General features: G+C 59.0%; 19 protein-coding genes. 11 read left to right on the top strand and 8 right to left on the bottom strand.

The features are described from left to right. Positions 1-19: 19 nt before the first annotated feature. On the bottom strand, positions 20-625 hold the full coding sequence (locus B2J86_RS08855; protein ID WP_254068019.1) for a hypothetical protein: 606 nt from the start codon (positions 623-625) through the stop codon (positions 20-22). A 202-nt stretch (positions 626-827) separates the two neighbouring features. Between B2J86_RS08855 and B2J86_RS08860 the strand changes: the two genes are divergently transcribed. From B2J86_RS08860 to B2J86_RS08890, 7 genes are all read left to right on the top strand, one after another. After that, complete coding sequence (locus tag B2J86_RS08860; protein WP_169170648.1) at positions 828-1,250, top strand: HU family DNA-binding protein; 423 nt, start codon at positions 828-830, stop codon at positions 1,248-1,250. 465 nt (positions 1,251-1,715) lie between these two features. Beyond that, on the top strand, positions 1,716-1,868 hold the full coding sequence (locus B2J86_RS08865; RefSeq protein WP_173025274.1) for a hypothetical protein: 153 nt from the start codon (positions 1,716-1,718) through the stop codon (positions 1,866-1,868). Then, positions 1,865-3,844 carry an ATP-binding protein gene (locus tag B2J86_RS08870; RefSeq protein WP_173025275.1) on the top strand — a complete coding sequence of 660 codons (1,980 nt, stop codon included), beginning with the start codon at positions 1,865-1,867 and terminating at the stop codon, positions 3,842-3,844. Before B2J86_RS08865 ends, B2J86_RS08870 begins: the two co-directional genes overlap by 4 nt. A 77-nt stretch (positions 3,845-3,921) precedes the next feature. Continuing rightward, complete coding sequence (locus B2J86_RS08875; protein WP_173025276.1) at positions 3,922-7,782, top strand: RNA-directed DNA polymerase; 3,861 nt, start codon at positions 3,922-3,924, stop codon at positions 7,780-7,782. Positions 7,783-8,002: 220 nt separating this feature from the next. After that, a complete protein-coding gene (locus B2J86_RS08880) occupies positions 8,003-8,347 on the top strand; it encodes a hypothetical protein (protein WP_173025277.1) in 345 nt (114 codons plus the stop codon). Positions 8,348-8,608: 261 nt separating this feature from the next. After that, positions 8,609-8,896, top strand: a complete 288-nt coding sequence (locus B2J86_RS08885) for an H-NS family nucleoid-associated regulatory protein (RefSeq protein WP_173025278.1) — start codon at positions 8,609-8,611, stop codon at positions 8,894-8,896. An 85-nt stretch (positions 8,897-8,981) separates the two neighbouring features. Next, a complete protein-coding gene (locus tag B2J86_RS08890) occupies positions 8,982-9,452 on the top strand; it encodes a DUF1810 domain-containing protein (RefSeq protein ID WP_173025279.1) in 471 nt (156 codons plus the stop codon). 143 nt (positions 9,453-9,595) lie between these two features. Here the strand turns inward: B2J86_RS08890 and B2J86_RS18400 are convergent, their stop codons facing one another. Continuing rightward, complete coding sequence (locus tag B2J86_RS18400; protein ID WP_371736330.1) at positions 9,596-9,718, bottom strand: DUF3303 domain-containing protein; 123 nt, start codon at positions 9,716-9,718, stop codon at positions 9,596-9,598. Between the two features lie 103 nt (positions 9,719-9,821). Between B2J86_RS18400 and B2J86_RS08895 the strand changes: the two genes are divergently transcribed. Continuing rightward, on the top strand, positions 9,822-10,625 hold the full coding sequence (locus B2J86_RS08895) for a DNA/RNA non-specific endonuclease (RefSeq protein WP_173025280.1): 804 nt from the start codon (positions 9,822-9,824) through the stop codon (positions 10,623-10,625). A 107-nt stretch (positions 10,626-10,732) separates the two neighbouring features. On the opposite strand, the gene B2J86_RS08900 is transcribed toward B2J86_RS08895, so the two are convergent. From B2J86_RS08900 to B2J86_RS08910, 3 genes are read right to left on the bottom strand one after another with little or no spacing between them, the layout of a single operon-like run. Then, on the bottom strand, positions 10,733-10,948 hold the full coding sequence (locus B2J86_RS08900; protein ID WP_173025281.1) for a hypothetical protein: 216 nt from the start codon (positions 10,946-10,948) through the stop codon (positions 10,733-10,735). Then, positions 10,945-11,319 carry a hypothetical protein gene (locus B2J86_RS08905; protein ID WP_173025282.1) on the bottom strand — a complete coding sequence of 125 codons (375 nt, stop codon included), beginning with the start codon at positions 11,317-11,319 and terminating at the stop codon, positions 10,945-10,947. Before B2J86_RS08905 ends, B2J86_RS08900 begins: the two co-directional genes overlap by 4 nt. Continuing rightward, positions 11,316-11,624, bottom strand: coding sequence for a hypothetical protein (locus tag B2J86_RS08910; protein ID WP_173025283.1), 309 nt, complete (start codon positions 11,622-11,624; stop codon positions 11,316-11,318). The genes B2J86_RS08905 and B2J86_RS08910 overlap by 4 nt, the downstream gene beginning before the upstream one ends. An 83-nt stretch (positions 11,625-11,707) precedes the next feature. Here B2J86_RS08910 and B2J86_RS08915 point away from each other — a divergent pair, with 83 nt between their 5' ends. Then, positions 11,708-12,601: a DUF72 domain-containing protein gene (locus B2J86_RS08915; RefSeq protein WP_173025284.1), complete on the top strand. Its 894-nt coding sequence runs from the start codon at positions 11,708-11,710 to the stop codon at positions 12,599-12,601. Between the two features lie 73 nt (positions 12,602-12,674). Further along, the gene (locus B2J86_RS08920) at positions 12,675-13,118 is read left to right on the top strand and encodes a ribonuclease HI family protein (protein ID WP_173025285.1); all 444 of its coding nucleotides are present in this window, start codon (positions 12,675-12,677) and stop codon (positions 13,116-13,118) included. A gap of 321 nt (positions 13,119-13,439) precedes the next feature. Here the strand turns inward: B2J86_RS08920 and B2J86_RS08925 are convergent, their stop codons facing one another. From B2J86_RS08925 to B2J86_RS08935, 3 genes are all read right to left on the bottom strand, one after another. Continuing rightward, positions 13,440-13,781: a hypothetical protein gene (locus tag B2J86_RS08925; RefSeq protein WP_173025286.1), complete on the bottom strand. Its 342-nt coding sequence runs from the start codon at positions 13,779-13,781 to the stop codon at positions 13,440-13,442. 497 nt (positions 13,782-14,278) lie between these two features. Beyond that, positions 14,279-15,859: a hypothetical protein gene (locus B2J86_RS08930; protein ID WP_173025287.1), complete on the bottom strand. Its 1,581-nt coding sequence runs from the start codon at positions 15,857-15,859 to the stop codon at positions 14,279-14,281. A gap of 97 nt (positions 15,860-15,956) precedes the next feature. Next, positions 15,957-16,259: a hypothetical protein gene (locus tag B2J86_RS08935; protein ID WP_173025288.1), complete on the bottom strand. Its 303-nt coding sequence runs from the start codon at positions 16,257-16,259 to the stop codon at positions 15,957-15,959. Positions 16,260-16,966: 707 nt separating this feature from the next. Between B2J86_RS08935 and B2J86_RS08940 the strand changes: the two genes are divergently transcribed. Beyond that, the gene (locus B2J86_RS08940; protein ID WP_173025289.1) at positions 16,967-18,343 is read left to right on the top strand and encodes a diguanylate cyclase; all 1,377 of its coding nucleotides are present in this window, start codon (positions 16,967-16,969) and stop codon (positions 18,341-18,343) included. Positions 18,344-18,466: the final 123 nt, after the last annotated feature.

Here is an 18,466-nt window from a genome sequence, read left to right on the forward strand (position 1 = left end):
GCAGGAATGGCAGCTTGGGCTAAGCCAGGCGATAGGTCCCCTTGCCCTTCTCGCGCACCGCCCCCGCGGCCACCACTCTGCGAATCGCCAAGCCCACAGACCCTGTGGGAATCCCGGCCCCTTGCGCAATGGCCGCCTGGCTCAAAGCAGTCCAGCTGCGCCGGTCCAACACCGTTTTGAGGTGCGCCAGGACCTTTTCATCGTTCGCACTCAAGCGTTGGGGCGGGCTGGCCGGGTCCTTCGCCGTCTTTCGCACCGGTTTGGCTTTGGACGGCGGGCGTTGCGGCGCCGCCTTGACGACAGCGTCTTGCGCCGCTTCAAGGCTTCGCGTGCCTGGACGAGTCTGCGCGCGTGCTCCATGGCCCGCCAAAGCGACGATGACGGGCGTCTCGGGCTGCATCATTTCCGCCGCTGCCCCGTACAAGGTCTTGAGCTGCTCTTCGATGCCCTGCAGCTCATGCGCCATGCGCGCGATGGCGCGCAGTTGGGCGTAGGCGCGGTCGGCCTCGTTACTGAAAGGCTCGCTGGCGACGATGCCCACCACACGGGCGGCGTTCGACTGGACTTCGCGCGCAAACGCCTGTTGGGCGGTGTGCAGGTTCTCCCCGGCCTTTTGCAGGGCCAACAGGGTCGATGGAGAAATGGGCATGGGGCTCCTTCAAAGGCATCTCGGCCGGGCATGCCGCGCGATGCTGTTGCGTGAAAGATCCTAAGTTTATGGGAGGGCGCAGGGGTGTGCGGTGCCTTTGCGCGCTGCTCCTAGAATCGAATCGCCTGTCTGAATACATCGGCCAGTGAATTTCAACCTACAACCCCACAAGATTCCCATGGCAACTGCAAAGAAGACACCCACTCCCGCCAAGAAGACCACCAAGGCGGCACCCGTCGTCCAGAAAGCGGCTCCTGCAGCCGCTAAACCGGCAGCGGCCCCCATCAAACCCATCAAGACGGTATTCAACAAGACCACCCTGATTGCCCACCTGGTCGAGCGCTCGGGTGTCGAGCCCAAGGCCGCCAAGGCCGTGCTCGCCGCGCTGGAGGCTGCGATTCTGGGCTCCGTGCACAAGAAGGGATCGGGAGAGTTCACGCTGCCGGGTCTCATGAAGATCGGCTTGCAACAGATGCCTGCCAAGAAGAAGCGTTTTGGCAAGGATCCGTTCACGGGCGAAGAGCGCTGGTTCCCGGCCAAGCCGGCATCGGTGAAGATCAAGACGCGCGCATTGAAGAAACTCAAGGACGCGACGCTCTGACCGGGCAGTGGGGCCGCCGCCTTCGCTGCGCGGCATCGCCCCGAGGCGTTTGGGCGTGCCGCAGGCAGCGTGCGGTGCACTTTCGATGAACATGTGTTTTATCGCAATTCCCATGTGGCCCGGAGCTGACTTTCCATGCGGCGGGACGACCGACCGCTGCAGGCTGGGTGCTGTCGCTCAGTTTCGGCGCCTCAAGGACAGCTACTACCAGTACCAGTCGTTGAACAGTTCGCGGGACGGCGGACCGCTGCACCTCCAGGACCGGCCGTTCAGCACAGGCCTGGGCAGGGTAGCCACGGTCCGACGTCCCGCCCGGGTCGGGGGAAGCTCTAACGAACTACCAATTGGTGCGCCCGACCCATTACGGAATCCGGCCTGGGTGAGGCGGACCCCCGGAAAGCTGAGGCTCAACGTTCGACGTAAGGCGCGTCTTGCGCCTTTGCGCCGCCGTTGCCCGTCGAGACCATGTTGCGCGTCTACTGCCAGCAGCTGTGCTGGAACCAGCACACCTCGGCCGGAGAGAAACTGCACGGGCGGCCGCTGTCCTCCCGCTTCGTAGGCCAGGAAGGTGCGGCCCCGCATGCCACAATCTCCGAGAAGAAGATGGGGCGCACATGACGAAGAATTCTGTCATCAAGGGAGTTGCCGCCATTGGCAACGAGGGTATCAAGAAGCACTTCAAGACTGCGGAGATTTGGCAGCCGCTGTTTGAACTCGCCTGGAACGGCTTTGATGCAGCCGCAACCAGTGTGTCGGTCGACTTGGTCGAGAACAGCATGCACGGCATCGAGCGAGTCATCGTAAAAGATGATGGTCACGGTATCGACTTCGACACACTGAACGACACCTTCGGGAGCTTCAACGATTCCGCGAAGAAGGCAAACCTCGCATTAAAGGGCGCGCACGGGCGCGGACGGCTCGCGTTCCATCTACTCTGTCGCAATGCATCCTGGTTCACCCGGTCGAGCAGCGTAGATGCGGTCATCGATGTCGACGCAGCAAGCATCAAAGAGTTTGTCGGCCGTCCACTTGAGACACAGCAGCAGCGAGAGGAACTGATCGCGCAAGGCCGTGGCACCCTGGTTGAGTTGACCCACTTCACCAGCAGTCTGCCAGCGATGGCGGACCTTCGCGAGAAATTGTCCGTGGAGTTCGGTTGGTACCTGGCGGTGCACTCTGAAAGAAAGCTGCTGCTAAATGGCATCCCCGTAGCTGTCCCGGCGCATGAGGCTGTCAGGAAGACCATCGAAGTTAACGATGCGGTCTTCGAGGCACAAGTGATTCGATGGGAGCGCCGCCCCACATCGGAGAAGTCGTTTCTGTACCTGATGAATTCGAGCGGTGAGCTCGTCTACAAGGTCCATAGCTCGCTGAATCAAAAACCAAATTTCTTCACCAGCGTCTGTGTCACTTCCGCCTGGGCCGACACCTTCTCTAAAGAGAGGGACCTGCTGAAGCCAGACGCGCACACGCCGACGTCTCGCACCTGGCGGAAATTTCAAGCCCAGCTCGACCAGCTCAACCAGTCCGTCTATGACGAGTTCCTCCGCCGGCGGGCAGAAGAGGTGGTGCAGGGTTATGAGAAGGATGGCTACTTCCCCACTTACGCCGGGTTGGATGAGCCCGAGAAGGCTTGGAGGCACCAGCACGCGAGAGAGATGGTGAGGCAAATCTACATTGCTGACCCGCGCGTCTTCCACAACGCTAACAAGAAGCAGGCCAAAATAATCATTCGGCTGTTGGACAGGCTGGCTGTGTCGAACGAGAACGATGCGCTACTTGATGTGCTCAATGACGCGCTCGACCTAGACGCAGCGTCCATGGAGAAACTCGCGAACCAACTGCGTCGTTCGAGCCTTGAGAACATTGTCGCAAGCATCGAAATCCTGCAGCGCCGAACCGCAGCGGTTCAGCAACTCCGATACATCATGAACGAGCACTACCGTGAAGTGCTAGAGACGCCTGACCTGCAGAAAATCATCGAGAGCAACACGTGGCTTTTCGGTCCTCGCTACGAGACCATCGGCGCGGAGGAGGATAGCTTCACCAAAATCGCCAGACGCTTGCGAGAGGACGTTATGGCGCGCTCGAAAGTGGACGAGGAAGATGTGGCCGACGAGGAGGATCTAGCTGGTGCAAACCGGCAATCCGACCTCTTCTTGGCGCGAAAGTTTCCGACCTTCGATTCGTCGGGGCAGAAGGTCTTCAAGTGCATCGTCGTGGAAATTAAGCGCCCGGCAATTTCGCTGAATAAAAAGCACCTTCGGCAGCTCGAAGACTACGCGGACATCATCAAGCGCTATCCAGAGTTCAAGTCGGAGAAGATGCACTTTGAGCTAATCCTGCTGGGAAGACAGATTTCATCCGCAGACACGCAAATACCTAGCCGCCTCAACAATCTTATCGCGCGTGGAGAGCCCGGCCTGGTCGCCGATGACCCGCGCATGAAGCTATACGTCTTGAACTGGTACTCGCTACTTGATGGATTCGAGCTGACCAACGGCTTCATGCTCGACAACCTCAAGCTCAAGCGCGATGACTATAGTGCGGTATCAAAGAAGGAGCTTGTCGCGGAGCTGCAGACTGAGCATTGAAGCGAGAGTCGGTCGACCGAGAGGATCGACGCACAACATGACAATTCAGCCCGAGCTCAGATAGAACAGGAAATCTTGTGAGTATCCTTGACCCAAAGTACCAGAGGCTTGGCCCCAGCCTGGCTTTGCTGACCGACGAAGCTGTGTTGGCCCAGGCCTGGAAAAAGACCGACTCAGATGTTAGGCGTCACAACTGGTACGCCGATACTCTTGAACTGGAACAGACGTCTCTCCTGCTGCCTCAGAAGCTCCATGAATGGGCGTCAGAGTTGAATCTTGGACCGGATCTGCACAAGACAACACCTGCCAGAGTCGTCCAAGCACCGAAAAACGCAAAGTGGTATTTCCCAGAGGAGAAAACAGGCGGGTGGCACTTCAAGCCGCAGGTTGACGCCAAGGGAAAGGAAGTCAAGCAACCAGATCTGCGCCCACTGGCCCACCTGACCATTCGTGATCAGGTCATGGCCACAGCAGTCATGATGTGCGTGGCTGATGCAGTTGAGAGCCTGCAGGGCAATACCGACTCATCTCGTTGCCCCAGCGCCAGCGCCGCACGCAAGCATGTTCTCAGTTATGGCAACCGCTTGTTCTGTGATTGGTCATCCGGGCCAACGGGCAGACAGCAGGCCCGCTTTCGATGGGGCAACGTAACCACATACTCGCAGTTCTTCAAGGACTATGAGCGCTTTCTGGAGCGCCCAGCCAGCGTCTGCAGAGAATTGCTGCCCTCCCTGCAAGGCAAACGTCTGTACGTGGTCAAGCTCGACTTAGCAAAGTTCTACGACTGCGTCGATCAATCTCGCGCGCTGGCTCGCCTGAAGGGAATGTGGGCGGCCTACGCCCAGGAGTTTGGAGCCCCTCAAGCCGTGACAGGTGAAGCCGATCAGAACGCATTCTGGTTAGCTGCCGAGCGTGTACTGCAATGGTTCTGGCATGCTGAAGACAGCAAGAAAGTCGGTAGTTTGACCATGGGCCTGCCCCAGGGGCTAATTGCCAGCGGCTTCTTGGCTAATGCCTACATGCACGACTTTGACAGGCAGGTGGCTGCCAAAATTGACACAGAAATCGATGTGTCGCACATCAGCAAAAGTTTGACCGATACAGGTCTTGCCACCGTGAAGCTGCTCGACTATTGCCGCTATGTGGATGACATGCGGCTGGTGGTTGCTTTGCCCTTGAATGAGGCGGAAAACCTCCCGCTGGAGCATTTGGCTTCCGGTATCAGCGCATGGATCAATCAAGCGCTTGAAGCTTACGAGGGTGACGGTTCCCGCTTGAGTACCAATCCCGAAAAGTCTGAAGCTGTGGCCTGGGAAGACTTTGCGGTGCAAGGCAGCACTTCGCAGTTCATGAGAGGAGTGCAAGGACAAATCAGCACTGCACCTGATCCCACCACGCTGCTCCAAGCCACCGGTAGTCTTGATCACTTGTTGTGGCTCGCTGATGCACTCAATGACGACATCCACGTGGACGGCAATTTACTTGCACTGTCAAGAATTGCCCTGCCCAAGGTGGACGTTAGAGATGACACGATCCGCAGGTTCGCGGCAAATCGCCTTCGTCAGGTCCTGAGACTTCGGCGCAGTATGGCCGATCCGGAGTTACCGGGTCTCGACGCCATGTCGAGTACCGAGGTCAGTGAACTGCGCGCGCTGGACCACGAGATGGAGGCCGTCGCTCGCAAGCTGGTGGCTTGCTGGTCAAGGAACCCCGCTCTGACTACTGTGCTTCGCTGCGGAGTGGACATTTTCCCGTCCGTGGAACTTCTGCGGCCGGTGACTGAAGCGCTGTTGTCAAAGCTGGCGAAGCTCAACAAGGAGACTCTCGTTGCTCTCTATGTGCTGGCCGATTTGTTCAAAGCTGCTGCTGTTGAGACCGGACTTCATCGGCCAGAAAGCTACCCTGCGGATTCAGACATCCATGCGTACAGGGCGGAACTCATTCAGCTTGCACTGGGTCTGCTTTCCAAGCCAAAGCTGCCTTGGTACCTACACCAGCAGATTGCGCTTTTCATGGCAGTGATGCAGTTCCCGATAGATCTGCCTCGTAAGCAGAGGGAGCTGACCCAGTACTCAAAGCTTCACTCAGCACTTCGCTATGAGGTTCCAAAGCAGCCGGATACTGACTATTTGACCGCAGGGCTGCTGGTTCTGCGTATCACGGGGGAGCGAGCCAAGTTCGTGATCTGGCTCGGCCATTGGCTGGACAAGTTGACCAAATCTCAAGCCATGAAGCTGATTGACCAAGTCGCCATGATTGAACCTGCGGTCCTAACCGATGTTCTGCGCGCGCATAGCGCCACTTCCAGGAAGGCATGGCTGGAACGAGTTCGTTTGCACGTGCCATGGACTGCGTCGCTGGATCACTCTGAACCGTTGGCGGATTGGCGCCCCGGCAAGAGGTCGCTGGCCCGAATCACAGCACATCCGGAGAATCCATTCGTTCAGGAAAATGCGCTGCTGAAGCTGGCGTCGGCCTTGTTGAATAACGGTGCTCAAGCACTAGAAGACGACCGGATTTGCATTCACAAGATCGATGTTGAATGCCGTAAATGGCCAACGATCCAAAATCCTGAAACGTCCATCGAGATCTCCATCATCGATGGTGTGATCTATGCGCCCCCGTGGACTGAAACGCCGCCGTGGGTTCAAGCTGATATGCGTTGGGCCTATCGCTTGGGAAGGCTCTTGCGTGCGGCCATCGTAGGTGAGAGCGACTACACCTCTCGCCACTATCCGCTGCGCGAAAGCGCCTTTGATCGCTACCGCGGTCTTCAAAGCAGCTGGTACAAGCGCCGGATGGGCTTGATGCCACTGACCGCAGGCCTGGGGGCTGAGCCAACACCGATCTCACCTTGGCTCAACGAGCTGATCATGCGCCTGCTGCAATGGCCAGGTCTGGAATTGCAAAGGGATGGGATTGCAGAGTTCAGTATTGTCAGACACCCTGCAGACCTTCTCAGGCTCATTACGAAGCGTCAACAGATTCAGCATGGCTGCTACGGAAAACTGTCTCAACTGCCCGCATATCTGCTCCCGGTAGACGGCAGTGCGTCCATGGATCTGCGTAGCTTTAAAGTGGCTCTGGTTCAAACCTTGATGCCGAAGGATGCTGATTTTTCCTCAACCGATCCGTTACTGTGGATGCCTGAGTACCGCGCGCGCCATCGCGCCCATTTGGCATCTATGTGTCGATTGATCACTCAGCAGTTGGCTGCGGGTCGGTTTGCAGCCAAGAGGACCGACGTCGATCAGGCAAGACGCCTTGATTTGATCGTGTTTCCTGAATTGGCCATTCATCCAGATGATATGTGGCTGCTGAAACGCCTGTCCGACAGCACCGGGGCCGTTATCTTCGCCGGGCAGACCTTTGTCCAACACCCCTATCTCAAGAAGCCCATCAATCGTGCCTTCTGGTTGCTTCGCCAAACAACCAAAGCTGGTCGGAGCATTGCGACGGTCTACCAGGGCAAGCAGAACGGCATCCCATGGGAGGTGAGCAATGGCGTGGTTGGGCACAGGCCCTATCAGGTCGTTGTTCAGTTTTCGGACAAGCAGGGCACATCGGCCAACCTAACCGGTGCCATTTGTTATGACGCCACCGATCTCAAGCTGTCTGCGGACATGCGTGACGTCAGTGATGGCTTCGTGATCGCAGCACTCAACAAAGACATCAACACGTTTGACACCATGGCAAGCGCCCTTCAGTTCCACATGTACCAACCTGTTATGTTGGCGAACACGGGGCAGTATGGTGGATCGACGGCTCAAGCCCCATTCAAGGAACACCACGAACGACACATCGCCCATGTACACGGAAACAACCAAGCGGCAGTGAGCCTGTTCGAAGTTGACCTCACAACGTTCAAGAGCGCAGCAAAGGTGCCTGCACCGAAGGAAAAGAAGACTGCGCCTGCGGGCTTCAAAGGCCGAAACTAATCGTAGGTCGTGGTCTGCAATATTTTGGGGACAATGGCTACTTGGTATGCGCCAGCACCTGACTTGCGTGACTGACCTCCGTGCTTGTGCTCTTGCAGTCTACTGAAAGCGGTTGTCGATCGGCTAAGGGGCTTCCGTATGGTGAGCGTCCAGTCTGACCATCTTGAAAGCCCGCTCGTGGCATAGGAGCCTTGTGCCCACCTCAACTCTTGGTGGACACGTGAGCACTATCCCCGATCAGCAGACCGGCGCACGCTGGCGGCGTCGCGTTCACAGCGACGCATTCAAGGCCAACACTCCGTATGACTGCTTCATTGCAGAGACCGTGAGTTCACTCTGCAGTTCCGAGCGGCAGCAACCGCTGCATAGCAACCATCGGAACCGCCCGAGTGAATGGCTGCTCTGGGTGGCGGATTCAACCGGTCGATGCGACATGGCCGGTCCATTCTTTGCCTGCGTCAGTTTTGTAGAGGCATCCGCGTCGCCCACACCCGAACCGTGCAGGCCGGTGTACGCGGCCATCGTGGAAGATGCCCAAGTCGAACTTAGCCAGGCAAATGCCTGAGCGGGACACAGTGGATGCGGTCCAGGTACTCCCGCCTACTGGCACAGACACCCGGTAGTCCTGGTGCGGATCAGCCCCAAAAAGGCGGCTGGCAACTCCGACCCGCCAAGGTTAGCGCAAAGCCATAAGCCAAATGGGAGCTTCGCCGGGCCACTCATCCATTCGGTCAAAGGCCGATCCTCAACAGGTACAGGTATAGCTCACAGCCGATTTGATCGGCAGAAGGTATGCTAAAAGTGCTATCTTTTTTAGAGACACCAAATGACCTCTTACAAAGAACTGCTCGCTCAACGCGAAGCCCTCGACAAGAAGATTGCGGAAGCCCGTGACATCGAAATTTCTGCCGCAATTGCCAAGGCGCGTGAACTGATCGCCCAATACGGCTTGAACGAGGGCGACGTGTTTTCCAAGAAGGCAGGCCGTGCAGGCAAGCCCACCGGCACCGTGGCGCCGAAATACCGCGACCCGGCCACTGGCGCCACCTGGACAGGGCGCGGCAAGCCGCCGCGGTGGATCGCGGGCCAAGACCGCGCGCAGTTCGCTATCTGAGCAGGGGGCATGGCTTTGCATGCTTCGACGAAGGAACGCCACGCAAAGCCGCTCCTTCTGACCGGGAGCCCTTGCCCAGGAGGCCATGATGCCGCTGCAGCGTTTTCTCAAAGCGCAGGAGCCTGTTTACGCACAGGTCTTGGCAGAACTGCATGCGGGCAAGAAAACCAGCCATTGGATGTGGTTCATCTTCCCGCAGCTCAAGGAACTGGGCCGCAGTGCCACAGCCCAGTTGTATGGCATCGCATCGAACGCGGAGGCCCAAGAATATGCGCGGCACCCCATTCTGGGCATGCGCTTGAAGCAGTGCGCCCAGATCGTGTTGGAGCACAGGCACAAAACCGCGCATGACATCTTCGGCTCGCCCGACGACATGAAGCTGCGGTCCTGTATGACGCTTTTTGCTTTGGCGGCACCCGACGAGCGTGTTTTTACTGACGTGCTGGACGCGTTCTATCCGGGTGACCCCGACCTGCGAGCCCGAGAGATATGGGCTCGAACAGCCGCACCCAGACCTTTGCAGAACGGCCCTGACACCAAAACGAACCGCCAATAACGACGCCGCTCGCGGCAAGCAGCAGTGGTGTTGTCGCCAGCCACTCAGGTCCGCTCCGCACAGTCCCCCTTCGGCACAACCGGGGCAGCGCGGCCTCGGCGCTCCAAAGACAGCGCGCTCGGCTTCCGATCGCGAAGGCAAACTCAGCGCTTGCCGAGCGATGCGAGCACCGCACCGGCGTCGGTGTCTTCGAGACACGGCGTCACCGTCATCGCGAGCAAGTCCGCCCACTGCGCCTGATGCTCGACATGTCCGTGAAGACACAAGCCTTGCGGGCAGTTTTGAATCCCAGCCGGTTCCGGGTTCTGGGCCTTGTAGCTGGGCTAAAAAATGCTCCAATCGGCCGCTCTTCCATCTCCACCGATTGCTGTGAATCCGATTTTTTCCTGGCCCCGCCGCTGGCGTCTGGCCGCCGCACTCGTCGTGTCTCTGGCCGGCGCCGGCCTCTCCAGCCTCTCTCTTGCACGCGCACCGCAGTTCGACAGTTCCGCCCTCGGCGCGCCGCATCCGGCGAGCTTTGCCCAGTGCCCGCAGTTCTTTGCCAACGGCAAGCCGCCTGCGATCACGCGCCAGCCGCAGCTTCGCGAGCTTTGCTACGAGGCCTTTGCGGTGCTGCACAGCGGCGCGAGCAAGACGCCGCTCTATGTGGCCCAGCGCCTCAACCGCCAGAGCATCGAGGATGCCGACGAAAAGCGGGCCAAGAAGTTCTTTGCCGATGCACGCCTTCCGAGCGGCGAGCGCGCCGAGCTCGACGACTACAAGCACTCGGGCTACAGCCGCGGGCACATGGCCCCAGCCGGCGACATGCCCACGCCGACCGCGATGGCCCAGAGCTTCAGCCTCGCCAACATGGTTCCGCAGAATGCCCAGCACAACGGTGGTGCCTGGAGCAAGATCGAGCAGGACACCCGGCGCTACGTGCGCCGGGCCGCAGGAGATGTCTATGTGATCACGGGACCCGTATTCACCGACAACGGATCCCGCATCGGGGCCAATGGCGTGAAGGTCCCGACCTACCTGTACAAGCTCGTCTATGACGCGACCACCCAGCGGGCCTGGGCTCACTGGCAGGAGAACCGCGAGGGACAGATGGTGGGCCGGCCCATCAGCTACGCCGAGCTGGTCAAGCGAACGGGCGTCGAGTTCTTGCCCAAGGTTTCGCCGCAGCACTGAGCCCAAGCCCGGGCCTGCAGCGCGTGGCACGCACGGGCACGAATGCGTCAACGGCCGCAGCATCCAAGGTTCTGCGACCCGAGAGCGGGGCCCCCGGTCTTTGGCGTTCAGAACGGCGCCGGTGACGCGACCAGCTGCACCGGCCCCGGCCCCGCATAGATCACTTCGCCCGTGTGCCTGACCGTGACGCGCCAGGCCTTGCCGTCCTGCGCCATCGCATAGGCCTGAGGCTCAAGCGGCAGCACGGTCTCTCGCGGAAACGCGGTCCCACCCGTGCGGCCAGGCGTGCAGAGCAAGGTCGGATAGTCCCAAGGTGCCGTCATGGCGCGGCCTCGACACGCACGGGCCCGGGCCGCGGTGCATCAGTCGTGCCGTGGAGCACCACGACCCAGTCCGCGCCGTCCTGCGTGACGGTGTAGTCGCTCACGTGCCCGCCCAGCGGAATGCGGCCGTCCCGGCCAGGAATGGTGCACGGCCAGATCAGCACCGATAGCTTGGCATGTGGGCTGTGAAAACTCGCGCACACCAGTTCCGCAGGCTGGTCCAGGATGATTCGCTCGGTGCGCGTGCCCTGCACGGGCGTCGCCTCGGGAAACTCTTTGCGGATCGCCTCTTCGGACGCGCTGTAGCGTGTCGCGCGCCACCGGCCCGCCGGGGATTGGACGCGCCAGCGGTAGTGAATCTCGACCTTCATGGCAGCCACACGTCAAAGTACGCACTGCGCGCTTCGGCGAGGCCACGGAACCCGGCCTGCCTGGCTGCGACGCTGGCCTTGCCCCAGGCCTTGAGCAGCGTGAGGTCGCCCGGCGAGAGCATCTGGGGCGGGGCTTCCTCGAGGCTTGTCATCGTGTCCAGGGCGGCCGCCACCTGCTCGGGGCCGCCCAGTTGCCTCTCGAGTTCCTGGGCGTAGCGTCCCTCGGCGGCGATGCGCTCGGTGGCGGGGAGCTGTTCCGGATAGTCACGCAAGGTGACGGTGTAGGTGCATTCGACGGTTTGCATGGTGCTTCTCCTGCAATGCGTGCTGTATAAATATACAGTCTTTTAGAGAGGCCCGCAGCTACGATGCACGCAAGGAGGCAGCCATGGCGTTGCTGGTCGGAACGGCATCCTGGACAGACAAGACGCTGCTCGAGTGCGGCAGGTTCTACCCCGCAAGCGCCAAGTCGCCCGAGGCGCGGCTGCGCTTTTATGCCTCGCAGTTCAACCTCGTCGAGGTCGACACCAGCTACTACGCGATTCCCTCCGTCGCAACGGCCCAGCACTGGGCCGAGCGCACGCCCGAGGGGTTTGTGTTCAATGTGAAAGCGTTCAGCCTCTTCACCGGGCAGTGGACCAGCACGGACGTGCTGCCCAAGGACATCAGGCAGGCGCTCGGCGCGGGCCGCAGGCTGGTCTACAAGGACCTGGCCGAGGAGCTGCGGGCAGAGCTGTGGCAGCGGTTCGCGGCATGCCTCGCGCCGCTGCAGGCCGACGGCAAGCTCGGCCTCGTGCACTTCCAGTTCTCGCCGAAGGTGTCGAGACACCCAGCGGCCGTCGCGCACATAGAGCATTGCCTCGAGCGCCTGCCGGGCCACACGCTGAGCGTCGAGTTCCGCCACCCCAGCTGGTGGGAGAACGCAGAGGCCACCGCAGAGACCCTGGCGATGCTGCGCGCGCTTGCCGTGGTGCACACGATTGTCGACGGACCGCAGGGCTCAGCGCACAGCGTGCCGGGCATCTGGGAGACCACACATCCGCAGCACACGCTGCTGCGCCTGCACGGTCGCAATGCGCAGGCCTACGCAACGCCGGCCAGGACAGCAGCCGAGCGGTTCGACTATGCGTACACGGCGGGCGAATTGCAGGCCCTGGCCCAGCGCTTTGAGCCGATGGCGCGGTCGGTCAAGTACGCGCACGCCGTGTTCAACAACTGCATGGAAGACAAGGCGCAGCTCAATGCGAGAGCCTTTCGTGCGCTGCTGGCCCGGCGAGGGTGACGGCCGCATGGTCACTCGAGCGAGCATGACCGTTTCAGCACCCGGGACCGAACCTCGGCCGCGATCTGCGGACATGGCACAGGAACCCTGGCTTGTTTACTGTGACGGCAGCGCCGTGCCGAACCCCGGCCGCATCGGCCTTGGCGCTGTGTTGACCGAGCCCGATGGAACGCGCCACACTCTTTCGCAAGCGGCGCAGGAGAGCGGCTGCAACAACGAGGCGGAGCTAAGAGCTCTGCTGGCGGCGCTTGAGGAACTGAAATTGCGTGGGGCGGGTGCGCTGCGCATCCACTGCGACAGCAGTGTGGTCGTTGCACAGGTCGGCAGCGGCACAGCAAAGCCGATTGCCCGGCTGGCTTCCTTGTTCGATGAGGCGCGGGCACTGCTCCATTCGTTCGATCAGGCAACCCTGGTGTGGATACCGCGCCATCGCAACAGAGAAGCCGATGCACTCGCTCGTGCTGCACTGGGAATGGCTGAAAAGCGCGTTGTCAAATTATCCAAGAAGCGGCGGTAGTCCCAGGCAAGCTGAGGCTACAGTCGGCCCAAAACGGCTGATGAAGTCACCGCAACGGTGGACCGGTTTAGGCTGACTGCAGTCGTTCAACCTTTAAATACAAATGACTGCTGATGCCCGGAGCAGTCATTCAGCAGGGGCTTGGGTAAAAGCCTACTCAGGGCTTGAAACTGTTTAGGAAAAGCTGGTCGTTTAAATCAGGGGGTCTAGCTCAGTGGGGGCGACGTCTCAACACCTGTTTGCCAGAACGTCATCAGAGATAGAGTGCATAAAAAAGCCGACCAAAGTTTCGATCGGCATTCTTTTCAAGGTGACTGGCTATTAGTCGCTTAGGCCGAGCCGAGCGCGATCTTCTGCGATCTCATCCAAGTCATCTTGATTCAATGGGCGTTCAGACAAAGGAATGATGATATTGGCTTGCTCAAGCACGCGACTGACCTCTTCTTCAAACTGGAGATCGACCGTCTCATCGATAGCGGTAGAAAGAAATGTGCTGCTCAGATCCATCTTAAGGCCAAGGTGATCATCGTGACAGACATATACCTTGTCTGTATTGCCAAGATTCACCAAAGCATCAACTAAGTCGCCAACAGTGTGGAAGTCGGATGGGTCGTCGCTCAACTGGAATGCCAGCTCATCAATAGTTTCAATTTTTTCGGCCATATTTTCTCCGTTATGACTTCAAGTAGTGAAGCCCGTTAGTTTGAACATTTGTTGTCTGTGTTTGGCACAGGCAACAAATGGTCGCTCTTTCAAGCCTAAGCTGCTAGAAAAGCTGGCTCAAGCGGAGTCCGAGATGACATCTTCGTATCAAATTTCACTCCGTCTTGCTCCCCCTCGGGGGTAGCCCGGAAGTGCGCGAACCCAGTGACTGGGATTCGGTATAAGCCTTGAGTTCACTGCGAATTAGACAGTTTTTAATGGGGCGGAGCATTAAAAAATTACTTCTCTCGAATGACCTAGAAGTAGCCGAGACTAGTCAGTCGTGATGCGAGCGTGGCAGGCAGCTATGGCTACAAACCAGCCCTAGGGGTGTAGGGCTGGTTCAGGCTGCTTGCCGCGATCCGGTTCTACCCGCCAATGAAGGCGCATACCCAGAGCAGCAATTGCAAGGCATCCTTACCCGAATTTTCGCCCTACGCACTCAACATATCAGATACTCATATTGATGCTGCCGTCGGCCAAAATCCATCTGGAATGGGATGCGCCAATGAGATGCTTATTTGGTCAGCCGGTATGCGGTACATCAGAATTTCACCCTCGGCCAGCGCCAGTGATTCTGCAAACTGACTTTCCTGAGCCCAAAGATCGAAGTCATGCAAGCTTAGTGCTTTAAGTGTGCGCAACTTCTCGGTCAGAGAAACAAAATTGAAGTATCTGGCAAGTAAGTACTGCTCCATCGCTTCATCATTGATAGCTATGTGCTGCTCGCTGCGATGTACTGCCATCACTATGTGCTTGAGTAGATTCTTCGTAACCGTCGGCATCTCCCCGCCACTCAAGCTCTCATTCAAGAGCGCGTGCTTGGCGTGAGCGCGGCCATGCACGCGGGGTAACACCTGCGTGCTGTGCAGGTGAAGCCAGATAAAGCAGAACGCACTGGTGTTCAAGATGGTACTGAAGATGCCATTGGCCGCGTTTTCACCTTGGCTGTACTCGATACGACGCAGGTAGCCAGGGATGCGCTCATCCTCACGGATAATTCCGAGCGCGATATCTAATATCCGCTCACATTGCTCATTCGAGATTCCACGCGGCAATGGCTTGACCTCATCGGCTTGCATTTTCAGCACGTCCTTGACCAACTCCATCAGGAGTTCAAGATTGTCGTACTGCTTCTGGCCCGTGGATTGTTCGCAGGAGTCTATGTACGCGTTCTCAACGTGGATCCCGCGGTTGTAATAGTAGGCAATGGACTCAATGAGTGTCGGTGCATATTCATGCAGATCGAGGTAGTGCGCGCTGTACTCAAGGAAGGCACGATTCAACCCCAGATGGTGTAAGAGCAGTGCGAACAAGGGCGTGCGTATACATTTGGCGGCTTTTACCTTGGGCTTGAATTCATCTGGGATTGCATGGAGCACTTGAGCATTGGCGTTCCACGATTGAACGCAGGCAGCATTATTCTCAATGGAAGTCCTTCGAATGAAAGTCGCCACTCTGTTGCTGACTGGATCCCTGGCAAGGGCGGAATCAGCATCAAGCAGAAGATAGGCATATGGTCCTAGATTCTGGCGGATCTGCTCCCACTCACCACTTTGGTAAATCCGCGGTGAGATTTCTCCTGTAGATTTGATAAACAGGTTGTCGGTGATCGCTTTGCCTGCAAGCCCACGGTCGTTAAAAACACGAGCCAGATTTTGATAAAGCAGTTTGATGAATTCAGCACGGATCTCACTGTGCTCTGCAGTCTTGGCATCGGACTCGGTTTCTTTGGATGGTTCCAATTCCAAGTCCGTGAAAAATTCCAGCAGATTCTTATGCGAGCAGTATTGACTGAAATGGCGCATGGCCTTTTCGTGCTCTGGCGACGTGTTGGGCTGTGTCATCCAGTCTGATTTAAGCAAGTTCAGGTACTCATGAGGTACACAAACTAAGCATGCCTTGGTCCAGTTGTAATAGCGTTGCTTCATGGTACTCAACACAAGGCTAAACAAGTCCAGCTCTTCGTTGAGCTCGCGCTTTTCATTGGGCTTAAGCTCAGACACGTAGCTGGCCCATTCCGCATCGGTCCAACTCAAGATGGACTTGACGGTCTTGAGAGTAGTGCGCAGGTCTACGGATTCACATTCTTTAGTCATAACTAGGGATCGAAAGGTCGCAGCTCGTTGCAGAAACTCAGTTGCCGTTGGGTTTGCGAATGGGCATGAGCGAGAAGACGTTGCTGGTGCTGGGTACCTTGGTGCGTTTACGTGTCTCATGGCAAGGCATGATCCCTTGAGCCAGCATCGTGTGGTACTGAAGCAGATGGGTAGCCATACCAATGGCCTCAAACGTGCTCAGGTTCGAGTTGTGGCTAGCAAGAGTGTTGGACATCATGTTGACTGCCTGCATAGGACCATGCTCGGCAATCAAGCGATTTCCGGCGTAGGCATCCTTGCCAGCATTCCAGGCCAAATAGACAGGTTTCGATTTCGGCATGACAACTCCAGTGAGATTGAACAGTGTTTGTCTGTGCGAATCACAGATGTGCCAATCGTCGTCGTTTCAATCCCAACCCGATAGCAAAGCTGGCTCAAGTGGAACCTCCCAATGACCGCTCCCGAGTAGGAAAACGTGAGTTCATGGTACGGCCGTGGCTGACTGGAACCGCTGCAGACCTGCCGCTGGCCAGCGCACCGTGAAGGACTGCAACGGGTCGTTTGCTGTCCGTGGCCAGCGCCAGCATCCTGGTCGCCTGCAATCGGTATGGCGGTCAACGATGTCCAGCGCCTGCACTGGATAGGCTCTTCGGCTTCAGCTGGCGCAATTCATCGGAATTCGTGGCGTTCCGAGGGGGGCTCCATTTCGATGGACCGCTGGTCGTCATGGCGCGTTTCGACATGGTAGGCTCTACCCACACTTTTGGCCAAAAGCGTCCCCTCTCGACGAAAAATGGCATTTCCCAGCCCGCTACCAACATTTTTTATACTGCAGGTGCGCTTCACTCACTCGCATCGAACGGTCTATCAACAATTTTTAGTAGGCATAACCTTTCTAACCGGGGTTTTTGACTGGCCTTCCGGCCGGTGCCCGCCCGGGCTCGCAGCTTGCAGCGCTGCGGGCCTTTTTGCTTTTTTGGTCTGCTGCGGCCTTGGTGCCGTGCCTTTTTTCACCCGACTGCGCGCCCCGCGCCGCCTTGTAGATAGATGTCCTCACACACCGACGAACAACACGCTGCCGAATGGCGCCAACTGCTGCATCGCCACGGCGAGCCGGTGCGCCAGCAGGTGCGCGCCCTGGCGGCAGCGCACCGCCAGGCGCTCGCGAGCCACTTTTATGCCCAGATGATGGGGGATACGGCGGCGTCCGCGTTCCTCTCGCACGAGCAGGTGCACAGCCGCCTGCACGCGTGCATGCAGGCCTGGGTGGTGGGCGTGTTCGCCCTGGAGCCCGAGGACGACCTGGTGCCCGTGGTCGCGCAGCAGAACAAGATTGGCGAGATCCATGCACGCATCGATGTGCCGGTGCACCTGGTGCTGCGCGGCGCCCGCAGCCTGAAGGAAAAAATGCACGCGCTGTTGCAGGATGGGCCAGCGCCCGATGGCGCAGCGCGTGTCGAAGCCATGCAACTGGTCGCGCAGGTCGTGGACCTGACCATGGAGATCATGAGCCAGGCGTACTCCAGCTCGCGCGACCGCAACTCGCGCGCCAAGGAGGCCTACCGCCTGTTCGCTGTGGCGCAGAACGTCTCGACCGAGCGCGAGCGCCGGCGCGCCGCCCTGCTCGACTGGGAAAACCAGCTCATGTTCGACCATGCCGTCGGCCTGCAGTCGGTGCAGCTGCCGCGCCTCGCGGCCTCTGAGTTTGGCCTGTGGTTTCGCCACAAGGGCACGCATGTGTTCCAGGGCACCCAAGAGACCGAGGCCATCCTGCGCACTATGCAGCACATCGACGAGGCGCTGCTGCCCGCCTTCGCCCAGGCCGGCGACGGTGCCGACGAGCGCATCGCCCGGCTGCGCGAACTGCGCGAGCACAGCAAGCGCATCGCCTTCCAGCTCGACGCCCTGTTCGAGCAGAACAGCGAGCTCGAGGCCGGGCGCGACGTGCTCACGCGCCTGCTCAACCGCAAGTTCCTGCCGGTGGTGCTGGGCAAGGAGGTGAACTACGCGCGCGACAGCGGCAGCAGCTTTGCCGTGCTGGCGATCGACATCGACCATTTCAAGCGCATCAACGACGGGCATGGCCACGAGGCCGGCGACATGGTGCTGCAGCAGATGGCCGCGGTGCTCAGCCACCACACGCGCGGCGGCGACTACCTGTTTCGCCTGGGTGGCGAAGAGTTCTTGCTGCTGCTGGTGGACACGCCGCTGGCCGGGGCACAGCGGGCGGCGCAGAAGCTGTGCCAGCAGGTGGCGGCCGAAGCCTTTCAGCTGCCGCGCGATCAAACCCTGCAGGTGACCGTCAGCATCGGCGTAGCGGCTTTCAACGGCCACCCCGACTACCAGAGCCTGCTGCGCCGCGCCGACGCTGCGCTCTACCAGGCCAAGAACGCCGGGCGCAACGGAGTGGCCGCGGCAGACTGAGCGCTGGCCCGGTGGGGGACCCTCATTCACTACTGAATTCATAGCTATCAGCGATTTTCCCGTAAGCGCTGGAGGCCTTTTTTCTTGAATTTCGGATCCTGGGTGCGGTGCACCGACGCGAGG

It is taken from the genome of Acidovorax sp. SRB_14 (genome assembly GCF_012932145.1).
In the GTDB taxonomy this organism is placed as follows: domain Bacteria; phylum Pseudomonadota; class Gammaproteobacteria; order Burkholderiales; family Burkholderiaceae_C; genus Simplicispira.

Coding starts and splice junctions, on each gene's coding strand:
- B2J86_RS08870 (WP_173025275.1), top strand. CDS start 1,865: ATGACGAAGAATTCTGTCATCAAGGGAGTTGCCGCCATTGGCAACGAG.
- B2J86_RS08865 (WP_173025274.1), top strand. CDS start 1,716: ATGTTGCGCGTCTACTGCCAGCAGCTGTGCTGGAACCAGCACACCTCG.
- B2J86_RS08915 (WP_173025284.1), top strand. CDS start 11,708: ATGGCGTTGCTGGTCGGAACGGCATCCTGGACAGACAAGACGCTGCTC.
- B2J86_RS08925 (WP_173025286.1), bottom strand. CDS start 13,781: ATGGCCGAAAAAATTGAAACTATTGATGAGCTGGCATTCCAGTTGAGC.
- B2J86_RS08885 (WP_173025278.1), top strand. CDS start 8,609: ATGACCTCTTACAAAGAACTGCTCGCTCAACGCGAAGCCCTCGACAAG.
- B2J86_RS08905 (WP_173025282.1), bottom strand. CDS start 11,319: ATGAAGGTCGAGATTCACTACCGCTGGCGCGTCCAATCCCCGGCGGGC.
- B2J86_RS08900 (WP_173025281.1), bottom strand. CDS start 10,948: ATGACGGCACCTTGGGACTATCCGACCTTGCTCTGCACGCCTGGCCGC.
- B2J86_RS08940 (WP_173025289.1), top strand. CDS start 16,967: ATGTCCTCACACACCGACGAACAACACGCTGCCGAATGGCGCCAACTG.
- B2J86_RS08890 (WP_173025279.1), top strand. CDS start 8,982: ATGATGCCGCTGCAGCGTTTTCTCAAAGCGCAGGAGCCTGTTTACGCA.
- B2J86_RS08860 (WP_169170648.1), top strand. CDS start 828: ATGGCAACTGCAAAGAAGACACCCACTCCCGCCAAGAAGACCACCAAG.
- B2J86_RS08910 (WP_173025283.1), bottom strand. CDS start 11,624: ATGCAAACCGTCGAATGCACCTACACCGTCACCTTGCGTGACTATCCG.
- B2J86_RS08920 (WP_173025285.1), top strand. CDS start 12,675: ATGGCACAGGAACCCTGGCTTGTTTACTGTGACGGCAGCGCCGTGCCG.
- B2J86_RS08935 (WP_173025288.1), bottom strand. CDS start 16,259: ATGCCGAAATCGAAACCTGTCTATTTGGCCTGGAATGCTGGCAAGGAT.